Source organism: Streptomyces geranii, from assembly GCF_002954775.1.
Lineage (GTDB): Bacteria > Actinomycetota > Actinomycetes > Streptomycetales > Streptomycetaceae > Streptomyces > Streptomyces geranii.
Genome location: NZ_PJME01000077.1, coordinates 1 through 20999, shown reverse-complemented (window position 1 = coordinate 20999; position 20999 = coordinate 1). Strand labels below are relative to the sequence as shown.

Here is a 20999-nt window from a genome sequence, read left to right as displayed (position 1 = left end):
CTCCGGACCGAGTCCGGAGGGACCCCAGGGAAGGTCCATGCTTCAAACACCGAGCGGCGGTGCCGGCCACGGCATCGCCGCCGCGGACAGTGGGCTGATGAGCATCGGCACGGTGCTGAACGCGCTGCGTGACGAGTTCCCCGAAGTCACCATCTCCAAGATCCGTTTCCTGGAGTCGGAGGGGCTCATCGAGCCGCAGCGGACTCCGTCGGGGTACCGCAAGTTCAGTCCGGAGGACGTCGAGCGCCTCGGCCATGTCCTGAGGATGCAGCGGGACCACTATCTGCCGCTCAAGGTGATCAGGGAGTACCTGGACGCCATGGAGCGCGGGGAGGCCGTCCCGCTCCCCACCGTGGGCCGTCAGCGGGACGGTGAGCCCGTCCTGGAGCCCGAGGGGCCCACCGCCGTCCGGATCGGCCGGTCCGAGCTGCTGGCCGCCGCCGGGATCGGTGACGAGGAACTCGAGGAGTGGCAGTCGTACGGGCTGATCGTGCCGCTGCCCGACGGCGCGTACGACGCGGAGACGGTGACCGTCGCCGGGCTCGTGGCCGAGCTGGGGCGGTTCGGGATCGAGCCGCGGCATCTGCGGGTGATGAAGGCCGCGGCGGAGCGCGAGGCCGGTCTGATCGACCAGGTGGTGGCGCCGTTGAAGCGGCACCGCAATCCGCAGACCAGGGCTCTCGCGGAGGCCCGCAGCAAGGAACTGGCGGGGCTCACGGTGAAGCTGCACGCCGCCCTGGTGCGGATCGCGCTGGGAGTGCGGCAACCCTGAGCAGGCAGGGTCGCCGGAGGCCGGATCGGCCACCCGTTCCGTGCCCGACTACCCAAACGTCCCGGGCACGGCCTAGGGTTGCTGTGTGAACGAGCTCGATGTCGTAGGTGTCCGGGTGGAAATGCCCTCCAACCAACCGATCGTGCTTCTGCGTGAAGTGGGAGGCGACCGTTACCTCCCCATCTGGATCGGACCGGGGGAGGCGACGGCCATCGCCTTCGCCCAGCAGGGCATGGCCCCCGCACGGCCGCTGACCCACGACCTGTTCAAGGACGTGCTGGAGGCCGTCGGCCAGGAGCTCACCGAAGTGCGCATCACGGACCTGCGTGAGGGTGTCTTCTACGCGGAACTGGTGTTCGCCAGCGGGGTCGAGGTCAGCGCCCGGCCGTCCGACGCCATAGCGCTCGCGCTGCGCACCGGGACGCCGATCTACGGCAGCGACGGAGTGCTGGACGACGCCGGGATCGCGATCCCGGACGAGCAGGAGGACGAGGTGGAGAAGTTCCGCGAGTTCCTCGACCAGATCTCTCCCGAGGACTTCGGGACCAACAGTCAGTGAGCCCTGACGGCGGCGGCTGACGAGGTTCGGGCGGCTCCACCGACCTGGTGGTCGGTGGAGCCGGTCTTTTGCCCGGTGTCGTCACGGATGATGGCAATTGCCAGCGGCGTGTGAGAGCGTCGTGCGGCCCTCGCGGAGCGCATTCGGCTAGCCTTTCCCCGCGGTGGGGTACGGGAAACCACTCCTAGGGTGATTATCACTCGGCGTGCCGAGTGTGGCGATCGTTGACGCACCCCTGGTGACTGCCTACCGTCGTGAAGGCAGGTCAAGGACGGAGGTCGGCGTGAGAAGCAGCGGCGACGGTACGGCTGGGGGTGCCCCCGGACACGGTCTGGGGGAGAGTAGCCCGTACCGGCTTCACGGCAGCGCGGCCGATCACGTTCCGCGGCGGCCGACGGTTGTAGTGGGCGGCGGAGGGGCGACATCCATGGCGTCCGAGGAGATCGGCTACCGCGGTCCGACGGCATGCGCGGCGGCCGGCATCACATACCGCCAGTTGGACTACTGGGCGCGCACCGGGCTGGTCGAGCCGAGCGTGCGGCCCGCCCATGGGTCGGGGACGCAGCGGCTCTACAGCTTCCGGGACGTTGTCGTCCTGAAGATCGTCAAGCGCTTTCTCGACACCGGGGTCTCGCTGCAGAACATCCGTACGGCGGTCCAGCATCTGCGCGCGTGCGAGTTCCGAGATCTGGAGCGCCTGACGCTGATGAGCGACGGCGCGACGGTCTACGAGTGCACCTCGCCCGACGAGGTGCACGCACTGCTCCAGGGCGGGCAGGGCATCTTCGGTATCGCGGTCGGTGTGGTGTGGCGCGATGTGGAAAGCGCTCTCTCGCAGCTGCACGGTGAGCGGGTCGACACCGGTGAGACGCTCGTCGGGAACAACCCGGCGGACGAGCTGGCGCGGCGGCGCAACCGGGCGGTCTGACCGCCCCCGTCCCCGGCGTTCCGGGGCATTGTCAGTGGCGTAGGGCAGCATCGGACAGGTGAGAAACGCGCCTACGATCCTGCATCTCGACATGGATGCCTTCTTCGCCTCGGCGGAGCAGGCGTCCAAGCCGAGTCTGCGCGGAAAAGCCGTGGTCGTGGGCGGGCTCGGGCCGCGCGGGGTGGTGGCGACCGCGTCGTACGAGGCCCGGGTCTTCGGGGTGAACTCCGCGATGCCGATGGGGCAGGCACGCAGGCTCGCGCCGAACGCCGCGTATCTCGTGCCGAGGTTCGGGTTCTACCGCTCGATCAGCGAGCAGGTCATGGCGCTGCTGCGGGCGCTGTCGCCGCTGGTGGAGCCGCTGAGCCTGGACGAGGCGTTCGTGGACCTGGAGGCCGGGGGAGCGGCCTGGGACGAGGCGTCGGCGCGGCTGGCCGGGAGCAGACTGCGCGCGGACATACGGGCCGTCACGGGGCTCACGGGGTCGGTGGGCCTCGCCGCCTCCAAGATGCTCGCGAAGTTCGCCTCCGAGCAGGCCAAGCCGGACGGCCTGGTGCTGATCGAGCCCGGCACCGAGCGGGCGATGCTCGCGCCGATGTCGGTGCGGATCCTGCCCGGGGTGGGCCCGGCGACCGGGGACCATCTGCGGCGGGCCGGGATCAGCACGGTCGACGAGTTGGTCGAGGCGGGCGAGGACGAACTCGTACGGCTGCTGGGGAAGGCCCACGGGCACGGGCTGTACGGGATGGCGCTGGCGCACGACGAGCGGCCCGTGGTGGCCGAGCGGGAGACCAAGTCGGTGTCGGTCGAGGACACGTACGACGTGGACATCCACGACCGGGTCCGGGTGGGGACGGAGGTGCAGCGGCTGGCCGACCGGTGTGTGCGGCGGCTGCGCGGGGCCGGGCTGTCCGGGCGGACCATCGTCCTCAAGGTGCGGCGGTACGACTTCTCCACGCTGACCCGGTCCGAGACGCTCCGGGGGCCCACGGACGACCCCTCGGTGGTGCGGGAGGCGGCGGCCCGGCTGCTGGAGTCCGTGGACACGACAGGGGGTGTGCGGTTGCTGGGGGTCGGGGTGAGCGGGCTCGCCGACTTCACTCAGGAGGACCTGTTCGCCCAGGCCGCCGGGGAGTTGGCGGCGCTGGAGCCGGCGGAGGACGCGGAGCACGAGGTCGTCGAGGAGCAGGAGGCGCCCGCCGAGCGGCACTGGACGACCGGGCACGACGTACGGCATGCCGACTTCGGGCACGGGTGGGTGCAGGGGAGCGGGCTCGGGCGGGTGACCGTGCGGTTCGAGACGCCGGAGTCGGAACAGCCGGGGCGGGTGCGGACGTTCCGGACCGACGATCCCGCGCTGGAGCCCGCGGAGCCGCTGCCGCTGGTGTCGTCCGGGCCGCGAAGACCCGGCGGTCCGGAGGAGGAGTCGACCGGTCAGCAACCGACCGGGGAACCGACTGGTCAGGAGCCGGCCGGTCAGGAGTCGTCCGAGCCCGCCAGCTTGCCGAAGTCGTGGTCGGGGAACGGGGGCGGGGGCGCCACGTCGAGGCCGTAGTGGTGGTAGAGCTGGAGCTCCTGCTCCGGGGAGAGATGGCGGCCCACGCCGAAGTCGGGGGCGTCCTTGATCAGGGCGCGCTCGAAGGGGACGCGGAGTGTGCCCTCGACCAGCTCGCTGGGCTCCAGGGGCACGAAGGCGTCGCGGCCGAACAGCCCCGTCCGGATGGCCGCCCACTCCGGCACGCCCGTCGCGTCGTCGAGGTACACCTCGTCGATCGTGCCGATCTTGGTGCCGTTGCGGTCGAAGGCCTTGCGGCCGATCAGACTGCGCGGATCGATGTCGGTCTGCACGGCGGGCCCTCCCAATGGTCGCAACTCATCCGTAAACACTACAAAAGAGCACTTCGGGGAAGGCGGCCACTCGAAGGCCTGTGCGGGGAGCGCGCTGATAGGCTGGTGAACGGCTGCTGACCCTGTGCGGGAGAGTCCTCCGGAACCTCGGAGGCGCCGAAGGAGCAACTCCTCCCCGGAATCTCTCAGGCCCCTGTACCGCACGGACGAGGTCACTCTGGAAAGTAGGGCGAAGGCCACGGCCTCCGCTCTCACCGACGGTGAAAGCCGGGACGTCAGCGCGTTGGCGGCCCGGTGAAGCTCTCAGGTTGAGATGACAGAGGGGGAGGCCGTTCGGGCACCCGTGCCGTGGTGCCCCTCGAAGGTCGCGACGACCAGGAGGCCTCCGTAATGACCGCCCACCGCACTCCGCTCGCCGTACTCGAACAGGGCACGCCCTTCGAGCGGCGTCATATCGGGCCGGACCACGAGGACCGGGCCAAGATGCTCGCGCAGGTCGGATACGGCTCGCTCGACGAGCTGACGGCCGCCGCGGTCCCCGATGTGATCAGGAACGCCGACGCGCTCGATCTGCCGGGTGCCCGAACCGAGGCCGAGGTGCTGGCCGAGCTGCGGTCGCTGGCGGACCGGAACCAGGTGCTGGGGTCCATGATCGGGCTCGGCTACTACGGGACCTTCACCCCGCCGGTCATCCTGCGGAACGTGATGGAGAACCCGGCCTGGTACACCGCGTACACGCCGTACCAGCCGGAGATCTCGCAGGGGCGCCTCGAAGCGCTGCTGAACTTCCAGACCATGGTCGCCGACCTCACCGGGCTGCCCACCTCGGGCGCCTCGCTGCTCGACGAGGGCACCGCCGCCGCCGAGGCGATGGCGCTGTCCCGGCGCATGGGCAAGAACAAGAAGGGCCTCTTCCTCGTCGACGCGGACGCCCTGCCGCAGACCGTCGCCGTCATCCGGACACGGGCCGAGCCGGTCGGCGTCGAGGTCGTCGTCGCCGACCTGAGCGCGGGCATTCCGGACGACCTGGCCGGGCGCGAGATCAACGGCGTGCTGCTCCAGTACCCGGGTGCCTCCGGTGCCGTACGGGATCTCAAGCCGGTCGTCGAGCAGGCGCACGGGCTCGGTGCCGTCGTCACCGTCGCCGCCGATCTGCTCGCCCTGACGCTGCTCACCTCGCCCGGTGAGCTGGGCGCGGACATCGCGGTCGGCACGACCCAGCGGTTCGGGGTGCCGATGGGCTTCGGCGGGCCGCACGCCGGATACATGGCCGTACGCGAGCAGTTCGCGCGCAGCCTGCCCGGGCGGCTGGTCGGCGTATCCGTCGACGCGGACGGGCACAAGGCGTACCGGCTCGCCCTGCAGACGCGCGAGCAGCACATCCGTCGCGAGAAGGCGACCAGCAACATCTGTACGGCGCAGGTGCTGCTGGCCGTGATGGCGGGCATGTACGCCGTCCATCACGGGCCCGACGGGCTGCGGACCATCGCCCGGCGCACCCACCGGTACGCCACGATCCTGGCCGCCGGGCTGACCGCGGGCGGCGTCGAGGTCGTCCACGGGGCGTACTTCGACACACTGACCGCGCGGGTGCCGGGGAAGGCCGGTGAGGTCGCCGCCGCCGCGCGTGAGCACGGCGTGAACCTGCACCTCGTCGACGCGGACCGGGTGTCCGTGTCCTGCGACGAGACGACCACGCGGGCCCAACTGGGCGCTGTGTGGGCCGCGTTCGGGGTCGAGGGTGACATCGAGGCGCTCGACGCGGACGCCGAGGACACCCTGCTGGACGCGCTGCTGCGCACCGACGACGTGCTCACGCACCCCGTGTTCCACCAGTACCGCTCCGAGACCGCGCTGCTGCGCTACCTGCGCCGGCTCGCCGACCGGGACTACGCGCTCGACCGGGGCATGATCCCGCTGGGCTCCTGCACCATGAAGCTCAACGCGACCACCGAGATGGAGCCGGTCACCTGGCCCGAGTTCGGGCAGCTGCACCCCTTCGCGCCCGCCGAGCAGGCGCAGGGCTATCTGACGCTCATCCGTGAGCTGGAGGAGCGGCTCGCCGAGGTCACCGGGTACGACAAGGTGTCGCTCCAGCCGAACGCCGGTTCGCAGGGCGAGCTGGCCGGACTGCTCGCCGTACGCGGATACCACCGCGCCAACGGTGACGAGCAGCGGACGGTGTGTCTGATCCCGTCGTCCGCGCACGGGACCAACGCGGCCAGTGCCGTCATGGCCGGGATGAAGGTCGTCGTCGTGAAGACCGCCGGGGACGGTGAGATCGACGTCGAGGATCTGCGGGCGAAGATCGAGCAGTACCGGGACGAGCTGTCGGTGCTGATGATCACGTACCCCTCGACGCACGGTGTGTTCGAGGAGCATGTCGCCGACATCTGCGCCCAGGTGCACGAGGCCGGCGGGCAGGTGTACGTCGACGGGGCCAATCTCAACGCGCTGGTGGGGCTGGCCAAGCCGGGGCACTTCGGCGGGGATGTGTCCCACCTGAATCTGCACAAGACGTTCTGCATTCCGCACGGGGGTGGTGGTCCGGGCGTCGGGCCCGTGGGCGTGCGGGAGCACCTCGCGCCCTATCTGCCGAACCATCCCCTGCAGCCCGCTGCCGGGCCCGAGACAGGTGTCGGGCCGATTTCGGCTGCGCCCTGGGGTTCGGCGGGCATTCTGCCGATCTCGTGGGCGTACGTCCGGCTGATGGGTGGCGAGGGGCTTAAGCGGGCCACGCAGGTGGCCGTACTGAGCGCCAACTACATCGCCAAGCGGCTGGAGCCGCACTTCCCGGTGCTCTACACCGGGCCGGGTGGGCTGGTCGCGCACGAGTGCATCATCGATCTGCGGCCGATCAGCAAGGCCACGGGCGTGAGCGTCGACGACATCGCCAAGCGGCTCATCGACTACGGCTTCCACGCGCCGACGATGTCCTTCCCGGTCGCCGGGACGCTGATGATCGAGCCGACCGAGTCCGAGGACCTGGGCGAGCTGGACCGGTTCTGCGCGGCGATGATCGCGATCCGGGGCGAGATCGAGAAGGTCGGCGCGGGCGAGTGGCCGGCCGAGGACAACCCGCTGCGCAACGCGCCGCACACCGCCGCCGCGCTCGGCGGGGAGTGGACGCACGCGTACACGCGCGAGGAGGCGGTCTTCCCGGCCGGCGTCTCGGCGGCCGACAAGTACTGGCCGCCGGTGCGGCGGATCGACCAGGCATTCGGCGACCGGAACTTGGTGTGTTCCTGCCCGCCGTTGGATGCCTATGAGGAGTAGGGGTGTTCCGCCGGCTCCTGGCCTGGGGCTTCAGTTGCGCAGGTCGGGTTGGGGGACGGCAGTTCGGGGTTGGTAGTGGTCAGGTGCGTACGGCCGCGTCGGTCGGTTCCTCGACGCGGTCGGTGGGGTCCGGGGTGCCGGGGGTTCGGAGGTACCGGTCGTACATCTCCTCCTGGCTCTGCTCCCAACGAGGCGCTCGCGCAGCCGTGTTCGGCGAGACTGCGGCGGGCCGACCGTACGATGCCGGCCGCCGGGATCGGGTCTGGGTAACGAGCGGCGAGGGGTGAGGGGAGGCGGAGCCCGGTGCGTCCACGCGGGACATCTCGCTCGGTCTCCTGCCTCACACCCCATCCCCCGGGAGGCTGCTCAGGCGTTCGGGTCGAACGAGATGCCCGACGGCAGGGCCTTGGTGAGGTGGGCGGTGAAGTTGGCGTCCTTGAGGCCGAAGTTGGCGCTGCCGAAGTCGTACGCGCTCAACTTGTCGCGCAGGCCCGCCGGGTAGCCGTTCCAGCCGACCAGGGTCGGGTAGCGCCAGGTGCCGTAGGCGTTCTCCGGCGGCTCGTCATTGGCGTCGGCGAGGCGGAAGTCGTGGGTGCTCAGGCCGTCCTTCTGGTAGACGATCTTGGGGTGGGTGCCGTCCCAGCGGACGTCGCCGGCCGCGTGGACGGTGAAGCCGCCGTGGTTGGACGTGGAGACGTACTTGGCCTGGTCGTTCTGCACCCAGACCGCGACATGCTCCCAGTCGTTGCGGTGGCCGCCGACCGTCGCCTGGTCCTTCTCGAAGTAGAGGCCGTAGAGGATCACGCACCAGCCGTTGTTGCACTTCTCGCGCGAATAGCCGTTGGTGTTGTCGAGGTCCGAGGTGTCGTGGCACTCGCCGCTCGGTGAACCCGAGGGCTTCAGACCGCCGTTGACGGTGCCGTCCGGGCCGATGGCCGGGGTCGGGTAGCAGCCGTCGGTGTCGTAGTCGTACGCCGGCTGCCACTTCTGTTCCAGCGCGTCCGCGTTCGCGGGCAGGGCGGACGGCGGGGCGGCCAGGGCGCTGCCGGGGAGCGCGATGACCAGCGCGACCGAGCTGCCGAGGACGAGCGAGGCCCGGCGTATGCGCGCACTTCTCTGCACGGAGTCCTCCTGAAGGACTGTGGGGGAGGGTGTTGGGGGTGAGAGGGCAAGCGGTTGCTCGCCTGCCCTGGGCCACTCTCACCTGATTGATTGAGTAACTCAAGCTTTTGTGGGTGACGTGCGGGTGAAAGATCAACGAACAGGCGGGCGAAGTGAGTTGGGAGGCAATGCCCCGTCCGTCGACTCGCGGGCGATCACTGTCACGTCGTCCCCGGTGTCCCGGGCCGGCAACGGGCGGCCGTCCGCCTGGTGGAGGGCGTAGGCGGCGAAGTGGCGGCCGAGGCCGGGGATGTCGATGCTCACGCTGGAGAGGGAGGGGACGAACATCGCGGCCAGGGGCGTGTCGTCGTGGCCGATCACCGCGAGGTCGGCCGGTACGGACACCCCTGCCCGGACCGCCGCGCCCACCACGGCCGCCGCGCAGTCGTCGTTGAATCCGGCGACGCCGGTGACACCCTCGGCTCGCCAGTCTCGTACCGCCTCGTGGGCCGAGCCGTCGCGGTGGTCCACCCGGCGGACGTCGAGCAGGCCGAGCCCGAGCTGGTCGGCGGTCCGCCGCGCCACCCGTACGCGATGGTCGAGCAGGGCCGTGTGGGGTGCGGCCGGGGTGGCGAAGGCGATCCGGTGATGACCCAGTCCGTGCAGGTGACGGATCTGGAGGGCCGTTCCGGCGCTGAGCGCGGGCCAGTCGTCCAGGGTTCCCGGGTGCTCGGGGCCGGGGACGATCCTGGTGATGCCGCAGGCGTGCATCGAGGCCAGTTCGGCGGCGTCGAAGGGGGTGAAGCCGAGGACGGCGTCCGGGGTGAGCAGCTCCCACAGGGGGCGTGCTCCGCCTGCCGAGTGCCGGGTGCAGGTGACCAGGGTGTAGCCCGCCTCGTCCAGTGCGGACGTCGCCTCGTCCAGGTGCTGTTGCAGGGTGAGGCCGGTTGCCCAGTCAGGCAGGACGAACAGGATCACCTTGCTGCTGCCGCGCCGGAGGGTCTGGGCCGCCCGGTGCGGCCGGTAGCCCATGCGGGCCGCCTCGGCGAGCACGCGCCGACGGGTGCTCTCGGGGATCGTCTGTCCCGGGGTGTCGTTCAGGACGAACCCCACGGTCGCCCGGGAGAGCCCCAGCGTCACGGCGACGTCCGCCGCCGTGACCCGCTTGCGTCCCGTCGCGCCCACAGAGCCCCTCATTCCCGCCAACGTCCCGCGCTCACGATTCTCGTTCACGTCTCTCGCTCACGAGCCGTTCGCCGCGCCCCCGGTTCTCGTCGCCCATGCTACTCAGGCAGGGGCCGGCTTCTCCTTGGCGCCGCGGAGCAGACCGGTCCCCGCACCGATCGAGACCAGGCCCATGACCCCGGCCGCCATGATCCCCTTCGCCCCGTCCAGGAAGAGGTAAAGGCCCACTGCGGCAAGGGCGTTGAACAGGAACAGGAACCACAGCACCGGCCTGGAGCCGAGGAAGTCCCGCACCTGCCGCTGCTTCATCAGGACGGTGCTCGTCACGAACGAGACGACCGTCCCGCAGACGGTGACCACTTGCTTCGGTGAGCCTTCGAGGAGCGGCCCGGCGGCGATGGCCGCGGCGATGCCGGCCAGGAACACGAGGAAGATCAGGAGCAGGGTGGGGATCGACAGCTGCTTTTTCACGGAAGTGCCTTTCTGATGGCGTGCGTTGGTGCGTTGGCGCTGGCGTGGGCGCGTGCGTACGGGGTCACGCGTGATGTGTCGTGGCCTCGGACAGGTAGCTCCGGCGGCCGTCGAGGGTGATCGTGTCGCCGGTGATCTCGAAGCGGCCCGTCGCGCGGATGTCGTCGGAGGCCGCACCCGCGGACACGTCGACCGGGCCGGGCTCCAGGACGAACGCGCCGTCCAGGCCGACGTAGCCGAGCTGGCTCATCCGGACGGTGAAGCCGACGGTGGCGGTGGCGCCGGGGGAGAGGTGGACCCGCTGGAAGCCGACGAGTTCCTGGGCCGGGCGAGTGAGGCCGGTGGCGGTGTCGTGGAAGTAGAGCTGGACGACCTCGTCGCCCGCCCGGTCACCGGTGTTGGTGATCGGCACGCTCACGGTGACCGTCCCGTCGACGGGGACCTCGGTGGCGTCGAGCGTCAACTCGCCGTAGGAGAAGGTCGTATAGCCCAGTCCGTGGCCGAACGCGAACAGCGGTGTGGCGGGCAGGTCGAGATAACCCCGGTGCATGTCCTGGTCGGTACGGCGGTAGCCGCTGCCGGTCTTCTGGCCGTGGTGGAGCGGGACTTGGCCCACCTGGCGCGGAATGCTGTACGGCAGCCTGCCGCCCGGCTCGGCCGCCCCGGTCAGGATGTCCGCGATGCCCCGGGTGCCTTCCTGGCCGCCGTAGAACGCCCAGACCACTGCGGCCAGTTGGTCCACGACGGAGGTGATCGTGAACGGCCGCCCGGTCTGTACGACGCCGACGGCGGGCGTTCCGGTCGCGGTGACCGCCTCCACCAACCGCTGCTGTACGGCGGGGAGTTCGAGGTCGGTGGTGTCGTGGCCCTCGCCCTCGGTGCCGTCGGGGAGCCAGCCCGCGTGGCCGCCGAGGGCCAGGATCACCACGTCGGCCTTGCGGGCGGCGGCCACCGAGGCCCGGGTGTCCGCCACTTCGGTCACACCCGTGACCTCGGCGTCGGGCAGGGCCTGCCGTAGGGCCTCGGTGAGCGAGAGCGTGTCGTACTCGGCGCGGATCCACGCGTCGCCGCGGGCGGCGGTCGCGGCGGTCGCGGTGGCCAGCTCGGCGGCCAGGGACGACGCCGAGCCGTCCGACACCGCCTCGGTGCCCGGCATCGCCGACCCGGCGGCCGAGCGCATGAGCATCTTGCGCATCGCCGGATAGGTGTAGGTCGGGAAGGCGGCGGAGACGTCGTCGGCGAGCGGGCCGACGACCGCGACCTTCCGGACGCCGGGTGCCAGCGGGAGGACGGCGTCCCGGTTCGTCAGCAGGGTCACCGACTTGCGGGCCAACTCCCGTGCCAGACCGGTGCCTTCGGCGGCCGTACGCCGGATGACGATCGGGTCCTCGTCGACGTACGGGTTGTCGAAGAGGCCGAGGGCGAACTTGTCGCGCAGTACGCGGAGTACGGACCGGTCGAGTACGTCCTCGCCGATCCGGCCCGCCTTCACGGCCTCGACGAGCGGGCTGCCGTAGCCCGCGACTTCCGGCAACTCGACGTCCAGTCCGGCCGCCAGGGCCAGGACACCGGCCTCCTGGTTGTCGGCGGCGACCCGCTGGCGTGAGGCGAGCCACTCGATCGTCATGTAGTCGGCGACGACCGTGCCGGTGAACCCCATGCGGTCACGCAGGAGTTCGGTGAGGATCGTGCGGGAGGCGCCGACGGGCACGCCGTCGTACTCCGAGTAGGAGTTCATCACCGAGGCCAGCTGAGCGAGTTGGATCGCGGCCTCGAAGGGGCGGGCGTGGACCTCGTACAACTCCCTTGCCCCGACCGCGGTCGCGGCCATGTTCTGGCCGCCCTCGGTCACGCCGTAGCCGAGGAAGTGCTTGGCGGTCGCGAGGACGTCCTCGCCCTGGAGACCTCGGACGTAGGCGACGCCCAACGCGGAGACGAGGTACGGGTCTTCGCCGTACGTCTCGTGAACCCGGCCCCAGCGGGCGTCCCTTGCCACGTCCAGCACCGGGGACAGGGCCTGGCGTATGCCGATCGCCCGCAGTTGGCGGCCGATCAGCGCCGCCATCCGTTCGACCGACTCCGGGTCCCAGGTCGCGGCGAGCGCGATTCCGGTCGGGAAGACGGTGAAGCCCGGCGCCATGACGCCGTTGAGGGCCTCGTTGTGGAAGATCGCCGGAATTCCGAGGCGGGTCCTCTCCACCAGGAAACGCTGGATCGCGTTGACCGCGCGAGCCACGTCGGCGGGCGGTTTGGCGCCGAAGCCGGCCAGACCGGAGACCTGGCCGATCCCGTGCCCCACCCGCGCCGCCAGCCGCTCCGGATCGGCGCCGCCGGGTCCGGCGGACAGGCTGGGCCCCATGACGGAGGTCAGCTGGAACGCCTTTTCCTCCAGGGTCATCCGGGCCAGCAGTGTCTCCGCCCGCGCCATCGGGTCCATTGCCACGCTCCTCGCTCCTCTGCCGACCGTCACTAGCTCGTGCTAGTGACTATCACGAGCTAGTGACGGAGTTCGAGGGGTGCGGGCGAAGTTTCTCGGCGCGGTTGGGCGGGGGCGCCGGCCGGCTCGGTGGCTGAGTGCTCAGGGGCCCCGTGTTCGACAGGGCCCCCGGCGTGCGGATCAGGGCAGGAGGCGTACGACCTCGCCGGTGGTGGCGCTCGTGCGGGCGGCGTCCAGGACGGTCGCTGTGGTCACGGCGTCCCAGGGGTTCACCGGCAGGGGGCGCGTGCCGCGCAGGGCGGCGGCGAAGGCCGGGTAGAAGAGGTCCCACTCGCCGCGGGACGACGGTGCGGGCTCGGTGTGGTCGCCGCGCAGTACCTGGCCCCAGCGCTCCTCGGGCTCGACGCCCCAGTGCTCGCCCTCCGAGGCCGGGGTTGCGCCCGCGATGAGCTGGTCTTCCTGGCCGTCCACGCCGTCGACCACGTACGTTCCCGTGGTCCCGGTGGCGCGGAAGCGCGGGCCGGGTGCGCCCTGGCGCCAGCTGCCCGACAGGTGGGAGCGGGCGCCGTTTTGGTGGGTCAGGGCGACGAAGACGTCCTCGTCGAGCCCGGCTCCGGCCCGGTCGCCGCCGTCGTGGTCGCGCATCTCCGCGTACACCCGCTCGACCGGCCCGGACAGGACGAGGGCCTGGTCGACCAGGTGGCTGCCGAAGTCGAGCAGGGTGCCGCCGCCTGCCGCAGGCGGGCCGGGCTCGGGCTGGAACCGCTCGAAACGTGACTCGAAGCGGGTCAGGGTGCCGAGCGCGCCCTCGGCCATGAGCCGGCGCAGGGTGAGGAAGTCGGAGTCCCAGCGCCGGTTCTGATAGACCGTCAGCGGAACCTTCAGCCGCTCCGCCAGCTCCGTCGTCTCCCGCGCCGAAGCCGCGTCGAGTGCGAACGGCTTGTCGCAGACCACCGCCAGACCCAGCCGCAGCGCCTCCTGGGCGAGCGGGACGTGGGTGTCCGCCGGAGTCGAGATCGCGACCGCCTCTGCTCCGGCCCGGACCAGCGCCTCCAGTGAGTCGTACGTCGGCAGGTTCAGCTCGTCGGCGACCTGCTTGCGGCGCTCGGCGGAGGTGGTGACCACCCCGAGGAAGTCGCAGTCCGGGGCGGAGGCGAGCAGCGGTGCGTGGAAGTACCTGCCGCCGAAGCCGTAGCCGGCCAGTCCGATCCGTATGGGCGCGTCCGTCATGTGGAGTCCTTGCCGTCGTTCTCGTGGAGCCGGTCTCCGCGGGTCCTCAGCAGACCTCGGAGGCCGTGCCGGTGCTGTCGCAACCGCCGAAGTCGACCCTACCGTCGCGCTCTCGGCGAGCCCCAGGACAGCGTGACGCGGCGGGATTACGGGGAGTAGTCGACCTCGGAAACACGTCGGGGCCGGTTCGCAGCGAGTGTCTGCGGGCCGGCCCCTCTTCGTCTGTTCAGCTGTTCGCGCGCGGCCGGTCCGTCAGGCGGCCGTCATCACCGGTCCGGTGCCCACCGGGCGGTGCGGGGCGATGATCTGGCCGTCGGGCAGTAGCTCACCGGTGTCCTCGAAGAGGAGAACGCCGTTGCACAGCAGGCTCCAGCCCTGTTCCGGGTGGTGCGCCATGAGGCGGGCGGACTCCCGGTCGGTGGAGTGGGCTGTCGGGCACGGTGGCTGGTGCTGGCACATTGATGGGATCTTTCGCTCTGTCGTGGAGGGTGAGATGGCTGTGGTGTCTGTCCTGCGGCTCGAAGCGCTGTTCATGGCCGCCCCCGTTGGGAAAGTCGGTTCGAAACCAGTGTTGCTCTACGGGCGTCAATCCGCAGGGATTTAGCCGCACCGCTTCTCACAGGTTCAAGACGCATCACCCGAGCGGACGGTTCAGCCCGACTGGGCTGTCCCTTTGGGTGGTTCTTGGGGGTCGGAAAGGGCTAGTCCGGACGGGTCGGAAACCCTTAATGGCTCGTACGAGCGTATTGGCGCGCGAAAGAGCGACGTACCCCGCTGCCGGAAATTCGGCGGCGGGGTACGTCGGAATACGGAGAGTGGCGTGCCGTGCGCGCTCAGGCGGGAGAACTCAGCAGCGGGGCCGGAGTCACCCGATGGGTCAGGACCGGGAGGAGTTCGGCGACCCGGTGCGGGCGGTGGGCGGCGATGCCGAGCGGGGCCGGTGCGAGCGGGACGAGGAGGTCGGTCGCGGCGGGGTGGCCCTCGGCCGCGTCGGCCGTGACGTCGCCGTGCAGCCAGAGGGTGAGCATGTACAGCTCGGGTACGGACAACAGGCGGGCCTGGTAGGGCTGTTTCATCGTCTCGGCCTGGCGCAGGGCGCGCTCGGTGGAGGCGATGTAGGGGCCTTCGAAGAAGTGCGAGAAGGCCCAGCCGTCGGGGGTCAGCATGGTCTCCGCCGCGGCCACCGCGCGGTCGCCGCAGCGGATCAGGAAGCGCCACCCGGTCAGCCGGGTGGTGGGGGTGCCCGCGGGGGTGATCCGGTCGAGTACGTGTACGGGCAGGGGGAGTTCGGGGGTGGCCGGTCCCTGCGCGGTACGCAGGGCTGGGGTGCGTGCCTCACGGACGGCGGTGGGGGAACCGAGGGCCGTGAGGATGGTGCGCAGTGCTGGCGCGGGAGCCGGGGGGACATGCAGGGGCATGGTGGAACGCCTCTCGTTCGACAGGCAGGGTGGCGCGAGGGCGGGGGCGGACGGCGCTGTCAGCTCTCGAAGTCTCTCGGGGTCAAAGAGGCGGGCAGGATGCGCCGGCAGGGGTTGCGGCCTGCCGTACGTCACCTGGACGGCAGGATCCAGGACCTGGACGACGACTCTCTGCCTTGTTCGCGGAGTTTATACGACACGTGTTCTGACTGTGTTTCGTCTAACCGTTTCCCGCGTGAAGAGCAAGAGGTTAATCGGTCGGCGTTTATGCTGAGTTCGCAACTGTGTGAAACTGTCGGGTCGCCGGTGGCTGGACCAGCGTAGCGGGCGACAGGAACACGCGGGACGTTATCGATCGCGTTGGGTGGGCATCATCCCACGTGACCCGGGACATCAGCGGCCGGATCTTCGGCCTGCCCATTCGAGGAAGGACACTTCGATGGGGGAGAAGGTCGTGGCGGGGCAGTTCGACCTGTCCGATCGGCAGCGGTACCGCGCCAAGCTCCGGCAGTGCCTGTCGGGGCTGGAGCGGCTGCTGGCCGAGAAGCGGTTCGACCGCCCGAAGAATCTCCTGGGCCTGGAGATCGAGTTGAATCTCGTCGGGCCCGACGGCATGCCAAAAATGATGAATGCGCAAGTACTCGAAAGGATCGCGAGCCGAGATTTCCAAACAGAACTCGCCATGTTCAATCTGGAAGTCAACATCGCCCCCCATCGACTCGACGGGCGGGTTTTCGACCGGCTCGCAGAGGAACTCCGTACGTCACTGGCATATGCCCATCGGAAGGCGAACGAGGTCGACGCGGGGATCGTGATGATCGGTATTCTGCCGACGCTCGACCGTGACGACCTGGTCTCCTCCAACCTTTCCGACGTCGACCGCTACACCCTGCTCAACGACCAGATAGTGGCCGCGCGCGGGGAGGACTTCACACTCGACATCGAGGGGGTGGAGCGCCTCTCGTGCACGTCGAAGTCCATCGCCCCGGAGGCCGCCTGCACCTCCGTGCAGCTGCATCTCCAGGTCACGCCGGCGCGGTTCGCCGACGTGTGGAACGCGGCGCAGGCGATCGCCGCCGCGCAGGTCGCGATCGGCGCCAACTCGCCCTTCCTGTTCGGCCGTGAGCTGTGGCGGGAGTCGCGGCCCCCGCTGTTCACCCAGTCCACGGACACGCGCCCGCCCGAGCTGCAGGCACAGGGCGTACGGCCGCGGACCTGGTTCGGGGAGCGGTGGATCTCGTCGGCGTACGACCTCTTCGAGGAGAACCTGCGCTACTACCCGCCGCTGCTGCCGATCTGCGACGAGGAGGACCCGCTGAGCGTCCTGGACGAGGGAGGCGTTCCGAAACTCGGCGAGCTGGTCCTGCACAACGGCACGGTGTACCGCTGGAACCGCCCGGTCTACGGCATCGCGGACGGCGTCCCGCATCTGCGTGTCGAGAACCGGGTCCTGCCCGCGGGGCCCACGGTCACGGACGTCATCGCCAACGCGGTCTTCTACTACGGGGTCGTCAGGGCCCTGGCCGAGGAGTCGCGTCCGGTCTGGACCCGTCTGCCCTTCGAGGCCGCAGCCGCCAACTTCGACGAGGCCTGCCGGCACGGCATCGAGGCGAGGCTGCGGTGGCCCCGGTCCGGCAGGTTCGGCGGCATCGTGGAGGTGGACGCGGTCCACCTCGTACGGGACGAACTCCTGCCGCTCGCGGCGGCGGGCCTCGACGCGTGGGGGGTGGAACCGGCGGACCGGGACTTCTACCTCGGCGTGATCGAGGAACGATGCCGTCGAAGGGCCAACGGCGCGTCCTGGCAGGCGGCGACCTTCCACCGGGCACTGGAGAAGGGCCTGTCCCGGGAGGCCGCCCTGGCGGCGACCACACGGCGCTACAGCGAGCTGATGCACCTGGGCGAGCCGGTGCACACCTGGCCGGTGGGGCTTCCGGAGGCGGTGCCTCTTGGGTGAGCCGGTGCCTCTTGGATGAGTGGGTGGTTTCTCCGGGGGACAGGGCCCCGGCCCAGTCCCCCGGAAGAGCGACAGGCGCCGCGTTCAGGCGTCGGCGCCCGCTGCCACGATCGCCTGGAGGATCACCGTGTGGATCTGGGACGGGTCCGTCACCTCGTGGCCCGAGCCGCCTGTCGCGTCGGCTATCTGTTCGATCTCGTCGCGGTCGGCCTCCGGGCCCACCGCGATCATGATCAGGGGGACCGGGCGGTCCGGGTTCCTCAGCTGCTGGAGGGTTCGGACCAGGGCGGCGCGGGTGATGCTGCCGGGGTCCTCGTTCACACCGTCGGTCAGGATCACCAGGGCGTTGAACTTGCCCTTCGCGTACGACGACGTGGCCGATTTGTAGGCGGCCAGGGTCGTGTCGTAGAGGCCCGTCGCACCGCCCGGGACCGGTTTGAGGTCGCCGAACGCCGCCGAGAGACGGTCGCGCTGGGTGCCGTTGCCCTCGCGGTCGCCCAGGCGTTCCGTCGGGACGAGGACGCGGTAGTCCTTGGCGCCGTCCAGCTCGGTGGAGAACTCCCACAGGCCGATCTCGTCCTCGGGCGTGAAGGTGGCGAGCGCCTGGAGCAGGGACGCCTTCGTGACGTCCATCCGGGTGCGGTCCGTGCCCGGGACCGGCTCCGACATCGAGAAGGAGGCGTCCACGACCGTCGTGATCCGGGCGCTCTGCACGGTGATCGTCCAGGTGCCGAGGGCCTCCTGAAGCGCCGCCGTCGACGCGGGTTCGCCGGCCGCACGCGCGTACGGCTGCGGGGCCCGGCCACCGGCCTGGGTGACCAGCGCCCGGGGGGCCTGGTTATTGCTCGTACGGAAGCCCCGCCGCTCCAGGAGCCGGAGTTGCTCGGCTCGGCGCAGGAACGTCATGAAGCGGATCGCGGCCCGGCTCTGGTCGGTCGTCAGCCTCGTCCCGTCGACCAGGGTGTACGGGTAGTCGAGCCGGGGAGTGCCGTCCTCGGGATAGAAGAGGCCGAGGTTCTGGGCCTTGTCCGCCGACGAGTTGTACGCGTACGCCGCCTGCTCGGAGAGCACGAGCGTCCGGTTGCGCCTGGGGTTGCCCTGTTCCGTGCCTGAGGAGTCCCGGGGCAGGGTGTCCAAGACCTGGCCGTCGCTGTCCGAGACGCGCTGCGACAGGGCCTTCATCAGGGCGGCGGCCTGCGTGGCGCCGTCCTTCGTCTTCGCGGCGGCCGTGCCCAGCTGGGTCAGGGCGAGCAGGCCGGTCGCGCTGCGCGCCGGGTCGGCCGCGCCCAGGGCGAGGTCGTCGTTGTCCAGGGTCGCGCCGACCAGTTCCGTCCAGGAGTACGTCTGCTGCGGCCACCCCAGTGCCTTCGCGGCGGCGGGCACCACCGCCACGCCCACCGGCGTCGAGGCGACGTTGCCGACCGCCGTCACCTCGGTCGCCCTGCCGTCGCCCGTGACCCGCTCCACCCACAGGTCCGAGTCCGGCACCCAGATCTGCGCGTCGGGCACCTTGCCCGCGCGCAGCGCGTCCGCGACCTTGTACGAGTCCCGGGCGGTGACCTCGATGTCGAGGCAGCGCCCGTCCGAGGTGACGCTCTGGTCGCGGGCCCGGTCGGCCGCCGTTTCCAGCGCCGGGGCCAGGTCCGGGGAGGCGACGAGGGCCAGACGTACCGGGTCGTCACGGCAGGACGAACCGAAGGAGAGCAGACCGCTCTGCACGGCGACCGCCGTGCCCCCGGCGATGGTCAGGACGAGCGCCGTGGCGATGGCGACCGTGCGGCGGCGGGTGCGTGGACGGGGGTCGCCCGCGCCCGCCTGAGGTCGATCGGGCAAGCTGTGACGTCCCATGACGGTGGCGTCCCTCCCTGGTGAACCGAACACGTGGCGCGAAACAGCCGTATGAGCTGAATCGGCTGCAGGGGCCGTATGGCAGGGAAAAAGGGAGGCACGCCGGAAGCGGCGACCGCCCCCCGACGGCCTGTCGCGCAGGATCTTCGCAACTTCTTTCGAGACCCTAGCGGGGCGAGGACGGGGATGCGGCGGGATTGAACAACTGGAGGCAGGAGTGCAGGTGGAGGCGGGCGTGGTGGCTGATTCTTTTCCTGAGGAGCGGCCGTCGCGACGGATTCTCCGGGACGAGACGCTCTTGGTTCTGGGGCTTTCGCTCGGTGCGAGCGGTATCTCCGCTCTGATCAGCTTTGTCGGATCGGTCACGAAACCTGGCGGCCTCAAAGACCAGGCGGCGACCCTCAACGCCTCGGCCGCGCCGGGTCGGCCATGGCTGGATCTCGCCTGGCAGCTCTTCGGTATCACGACGTCGCTGGTACCGGTTGTCCTGGTCGCGCACTTCCTGCTGCGCGAGGGCAAGGGGCTGCGGACGCTCGGCTTCGACCGCACCCGGCCGTGGTCCGACCTCGGCCGGGGCGCCGCGGTCGCGGCGGTGATCGGCAGCAGCGGAATCGCCTTCTACCTGGCGGCTCGTGGCCTCGGCTTCAACCTCACGGTGGTGCCGGAGGCGCTGCCCGAGGTGTGGTGGAAGTACCCGGTGCTGATCCTCTCGGCGGTACAGAACGCCGTACTGGAGGAGGTGATCGTTCTCGCGTATCTGCTGCGCCGGCTGAACCAGTTGGGGTGGAGTCCGGGGACGGCGCTGATGGCCAGTTCCGTACTGCGCGGGTCGTACCACCTCTACCAGGGCGTCGGCGGGTTCATCGGCAACATGGTGATGGGCGTGGTGTTCGTGTACCTCTACCGGCGGTGGGGGCGGGTGGGGCCGCTGGTCGTGGCGCATTCGCTGCTCGACATCGGGGCGTTTGTGGGGTATGCGGTGCTGGCGGGGAAGGTGGGGTGGTTGCCCACCGCTTGAGCGGTGGGCTGGTGGGTGGGGGGTGCGGCTCGGGGGTGGGGAGGTCAGGGGCGTACTGGCACTGGGGGTTCGTGCGCTTCTTTCGTGCGTGCCTTTCGTGTGGCTGGATGTCGTCGGTTTCCGTCAGACGAGCAGTTCGCCCTCGATCGTGGTGACCGCCCGGCCGGTCAGGAGGGTGCGGTCGCCGCGTAGTTCCGTGCGGACCAGGCCGCTGCGGGCGGAGGCCTGGCGGCCGGTGAGGTCGGGGCGGCCCAGGCGTTCGGACCAGTAGGGGGCGAGGGCGGTGTGGGCGCTGCCGGTTACCGGGTCCTCGTCGATGCCGATCCTCGGGAAGAAGCAGCGCGAGACGAAGTCGTAGCCGTCGGCGGGGTTGTCGGCGCGGGCGGTGGCGATGACGCCGCGTTCCGAGTGGGTGGCGAGGGCCCTGAGGTCGGGGGTGAGGCCCAGGACCGTCTTCTCGTCGGCCACCTCGACCAGCAGGTCGTTGATGTTCGGGCCGGTGTCGAAGGCGGTGAGCGGCTCGGCGCCCAGGGCTTCGGCGAGGCCGGTGGGGGGCTCTACGCGGGTGAGCGGCGCCGTCGGGAAGTCGAGGGTGATCGAGCCGTCCTCGCCTGGTGTCGCGATGAGGACGCCGCTGAGGGTGGCGAAGCGTACGGGGCCTGTGTGGGTGCCTGTGGTGTGCAGAACGTGGGCCGTGGCGAGTGTGGCGTGGCCGCACATCGCCACCTCGGCGGCGGGGGTGAACCAGCGCAGGGCCCAGTCGGCGTCGGTGTCCTTCGGGAGGGGGTGGGCGAATGCCGTCTCGGCGTGGTTGACCTCCAGGGCGATCTGCTGGAGGCGGGTGTCGTCGGGGAAGGCGTCCAGGAGCAGGACGCCTGCGGGGTTGCCTGTGAAGGGGCGGTGGGTGAAGGCGTCGACGATTCGAATGCGCATGGGATGACGCTAGGGGGG

At 70.5% G+C, this 20999-nt stretch carries 17 protein-coding genes and 1 riboswitch; of the genes, 7 read left to right on the top strand and 10 right to left on the bottom strand.

Annotated elements, in window-relative coordinates:
• Positions 1–37 precede the first annotated feature (37 nt).
• The 4 genes from ftsR to CW359_RS42740 all read left to right on the top strand — a co-directional run bounded on the left by ftsR (position 38) and on the right by CW359_RS42740 (position 3814).
• Entirely contained in the window at positions 38–772 is a 735-nt protein-coding gene (ftsR, locus tag CW359_RS42755) for a transcriptional regulator FtsR (RefSeq protein WP_105975664.1), read from the top strand.
• An 85-nt stretch (positions 773–857) separates the two neighbouring features.
• A complete protein-coding gene (locus CW359_RS42750; protein WP_006123076.1) occupies positions 858–1331 on the top strand; it encodes a bifunctional nuclease family protein in 474 nt (157 codons plus the stop codon).
• A gap of 283 nt (positions 1332–1614) precedes the next feature.
• Positions 1615–2259: a MerR family transcriptional regulator gene (locus CW359_RS42745; RefSeq protein ID WP_198655586.1), complete on the top strand. Its 645-nt coding sequence runs from the start codon at positions 1615–1617 to the stop codon at positions 2257–2259.
• A gap of 58 nt (positions 2260–2317) precedes the next feature.
• Positions 2318–3814 carry a DNA polymerase IV gene (locus CW359_RS42740; protein WP_105975663.1) on the top strand — a complete coding sequence of 499 codons (1497 nt, stop codon included), beginning with the start codon at positions 2318–2320 and terminating at the stop codon, positions 3812–3814.
• On the opposite strand, the gene CW359_RS42735 is transcribed toward CW359_RS42740, so the two are convergent.
• Complete coding sequence (locus CW359_RS42735; RefSeq protein WP_105975662.1) at positions 3736–4107, bottom strand: PRC-barrel domain-containing protein; 372 nt, start codon at positions 4105–4107, stop codon at positions 3736–3738. The two genes, CW359_RS42740 and CW359_RS42735, sit on opposite strands and share 79 nt — an antisense overlap.
• Positions 4108–4224: 117 nt before the next feature.
• A riboswitch (glycine riboswitch) is annotated at positions 4225–4318 on the top strand.
• 179 nt (positions 4319–4497) lie between these two features.
• Here CW359_RS42735 and gcvP point away from each other — a divergent pair.
• A complete protein-coding gene (gene gcvP / locus CW359_RS42730) occupies positions 4498–7383 on the top strand; it encodes an aminomethyl-transferring glycine dehydrogenase (RefSeq protein ID WP_105975661.1) in 2886 nt (961 codons plus the stop codon).
• Between the two features lie 366 nt (positions 7384–7749).
• Here the strand turns inward: gcvP and CW359_RS42725 are convergent, their stop codons facing one another.
• From CW359_RS42725 to CW359_RS42695, 7 genes are all read right to left on the bottom strand, one after another.
• Positions 7750–8505, bottom strand: coding sequence for an NPP1 family protein (locus CW359_RS42725; RefSeq protein WP_105975660.1), 756 nt, complete (start codon positions 8503–8505; stop codon positions 7750–7752).
• A gap of 132 nt (positions 8506–8637) precedes the next feature.
• A complete protein-coding gene (locus CW359_RS42720) occupies positions 8638–9681 on the bottom strand; it encodes a LacI family DNA-binding transcriptional regulator (protein ID WP_105975659.1) in 1044 nt (347 codons plus the stop codon).
• A 90-nt stretch (positions 9682–9771) separates the two neighbouring features.
• Positions 9772–10140 (bottom strand): hypothetical protein, encoded by a 369-nt coding sequence (locus CW359_RS46970; RefSeq protein WP_232838849.1) that lies wholly within the window; start codon positions 10138–10140, stop codon positions 9772–9774.
• 64 nt (positions 10141–10204) lie between these two features.
• A complete protein-coding gene (locus CW359_RS42710) occupies positions 10205–12577 on the bottom strand; it encodes a glycoside hydrolase family 3 N-terminal domain-containing protein (protein ID WP_105975658.1) in 2373 nt (790 codons plus the stop codon).
• 180 nt (positions 12578–12757) lie between these two features.
• Positions 12758–13807: a Gfo/Idh/MocA family protein gene (locus tag CW359_RS42705; protein WP_105975657.1), complete on the bottom strand. Its 1050-nt coding sequence runs from the start codon at positions 13805–13807 to the stop codon at positions 12758–12760.
• A gap of 252 nt (positions 13808–14059) precedes the next feature.
• Positions 14060–14266: a DUF5999 family protein gene (locus CW359_RS42700; protein ID WP_105975656.1), complete on the bottom strand. Its 207-nt coding sequence runs from the start codon at positions 14264–14266 to the stop codon at positions 14060–14062.
• 374 nt (positions 14267–14640) lie between these two features.
• The gene (locus tag CW359_RS42695; RefSeq protein ID WP_105975655.1) at positions 14641–15225 is read right to left on the bottom strand and encodes a hypothetical protein; all 585 of its coding nucleotides are present in this window, start codon (positions 15223–15225) and stop codon (positions 14641–14643) included.
• A 439-nt stretch (positions 15226–15664) separates the two neighbouring features.
• On the opposite strand from CW359_RS42695, the gene CW359_RS42690 reads away from it, so the two are divergent.
• Complete coding sequence (locus CW359_RS42690) at positions 15665–17182, top strand: glutamate-cysteine ligase family protein (RefSeq protein ID WP_105975654.1); 1518 nt, start codon at positions 15665–15667, stop codon at positions 17180–17182.
• An 84-nt stretch (positions 17183–17266) separates the two neighbouring features.
• Here CW359_RS42690 and CW359_RS42685 read toward each other — a convergent pair whose 3' ends face one another.
• On the bottom strand, positions 17267–19030 hold the full coding sequence (locus CW359_RS42685) for a substrate-binding domain-containing protein (protein ID WP_105975653.1): 1764 nt from the start codon (positions 19028–19030) through the stop codon (positions 17267–17269).
• Between the two features lie 217 nt (positions 19031–19247).
• Between CW359_RS42685 and CW359_RS42680 the strand changes: the two genes are divergently transcribed.
• Positions 19248–20048 carry a CPBP family intramembrane glutamic endopeptidase gene (locus CW359_RS42680; RefSeq protein WP_105975652.1) on the top strand — a complete coding sequence of 267 codons (801 nt, stop codon included), beginning with the start codon at positions 19248–19250 and terminating at the stop codon, positions 20046–20048.
• 123 nt (positions 20049–20171) lie between these two features.
• On the opposite strand, the gene CW359_RS42675 is transcribed toward CW359_RS42680, so the two are convergent.
• A complete protein-coding gene (locus CW359_RS42675) occupies positions 20172–20981 on the bottom strand; it encodes a PhzF family phenazine biosynthesis protein (RefSeq protein WP_105975651.1) in 810 nt (269 codons plus the stop codon).
• Between the last annotated feature and the right edge of the window lie 18 nt (positions 20982–20999).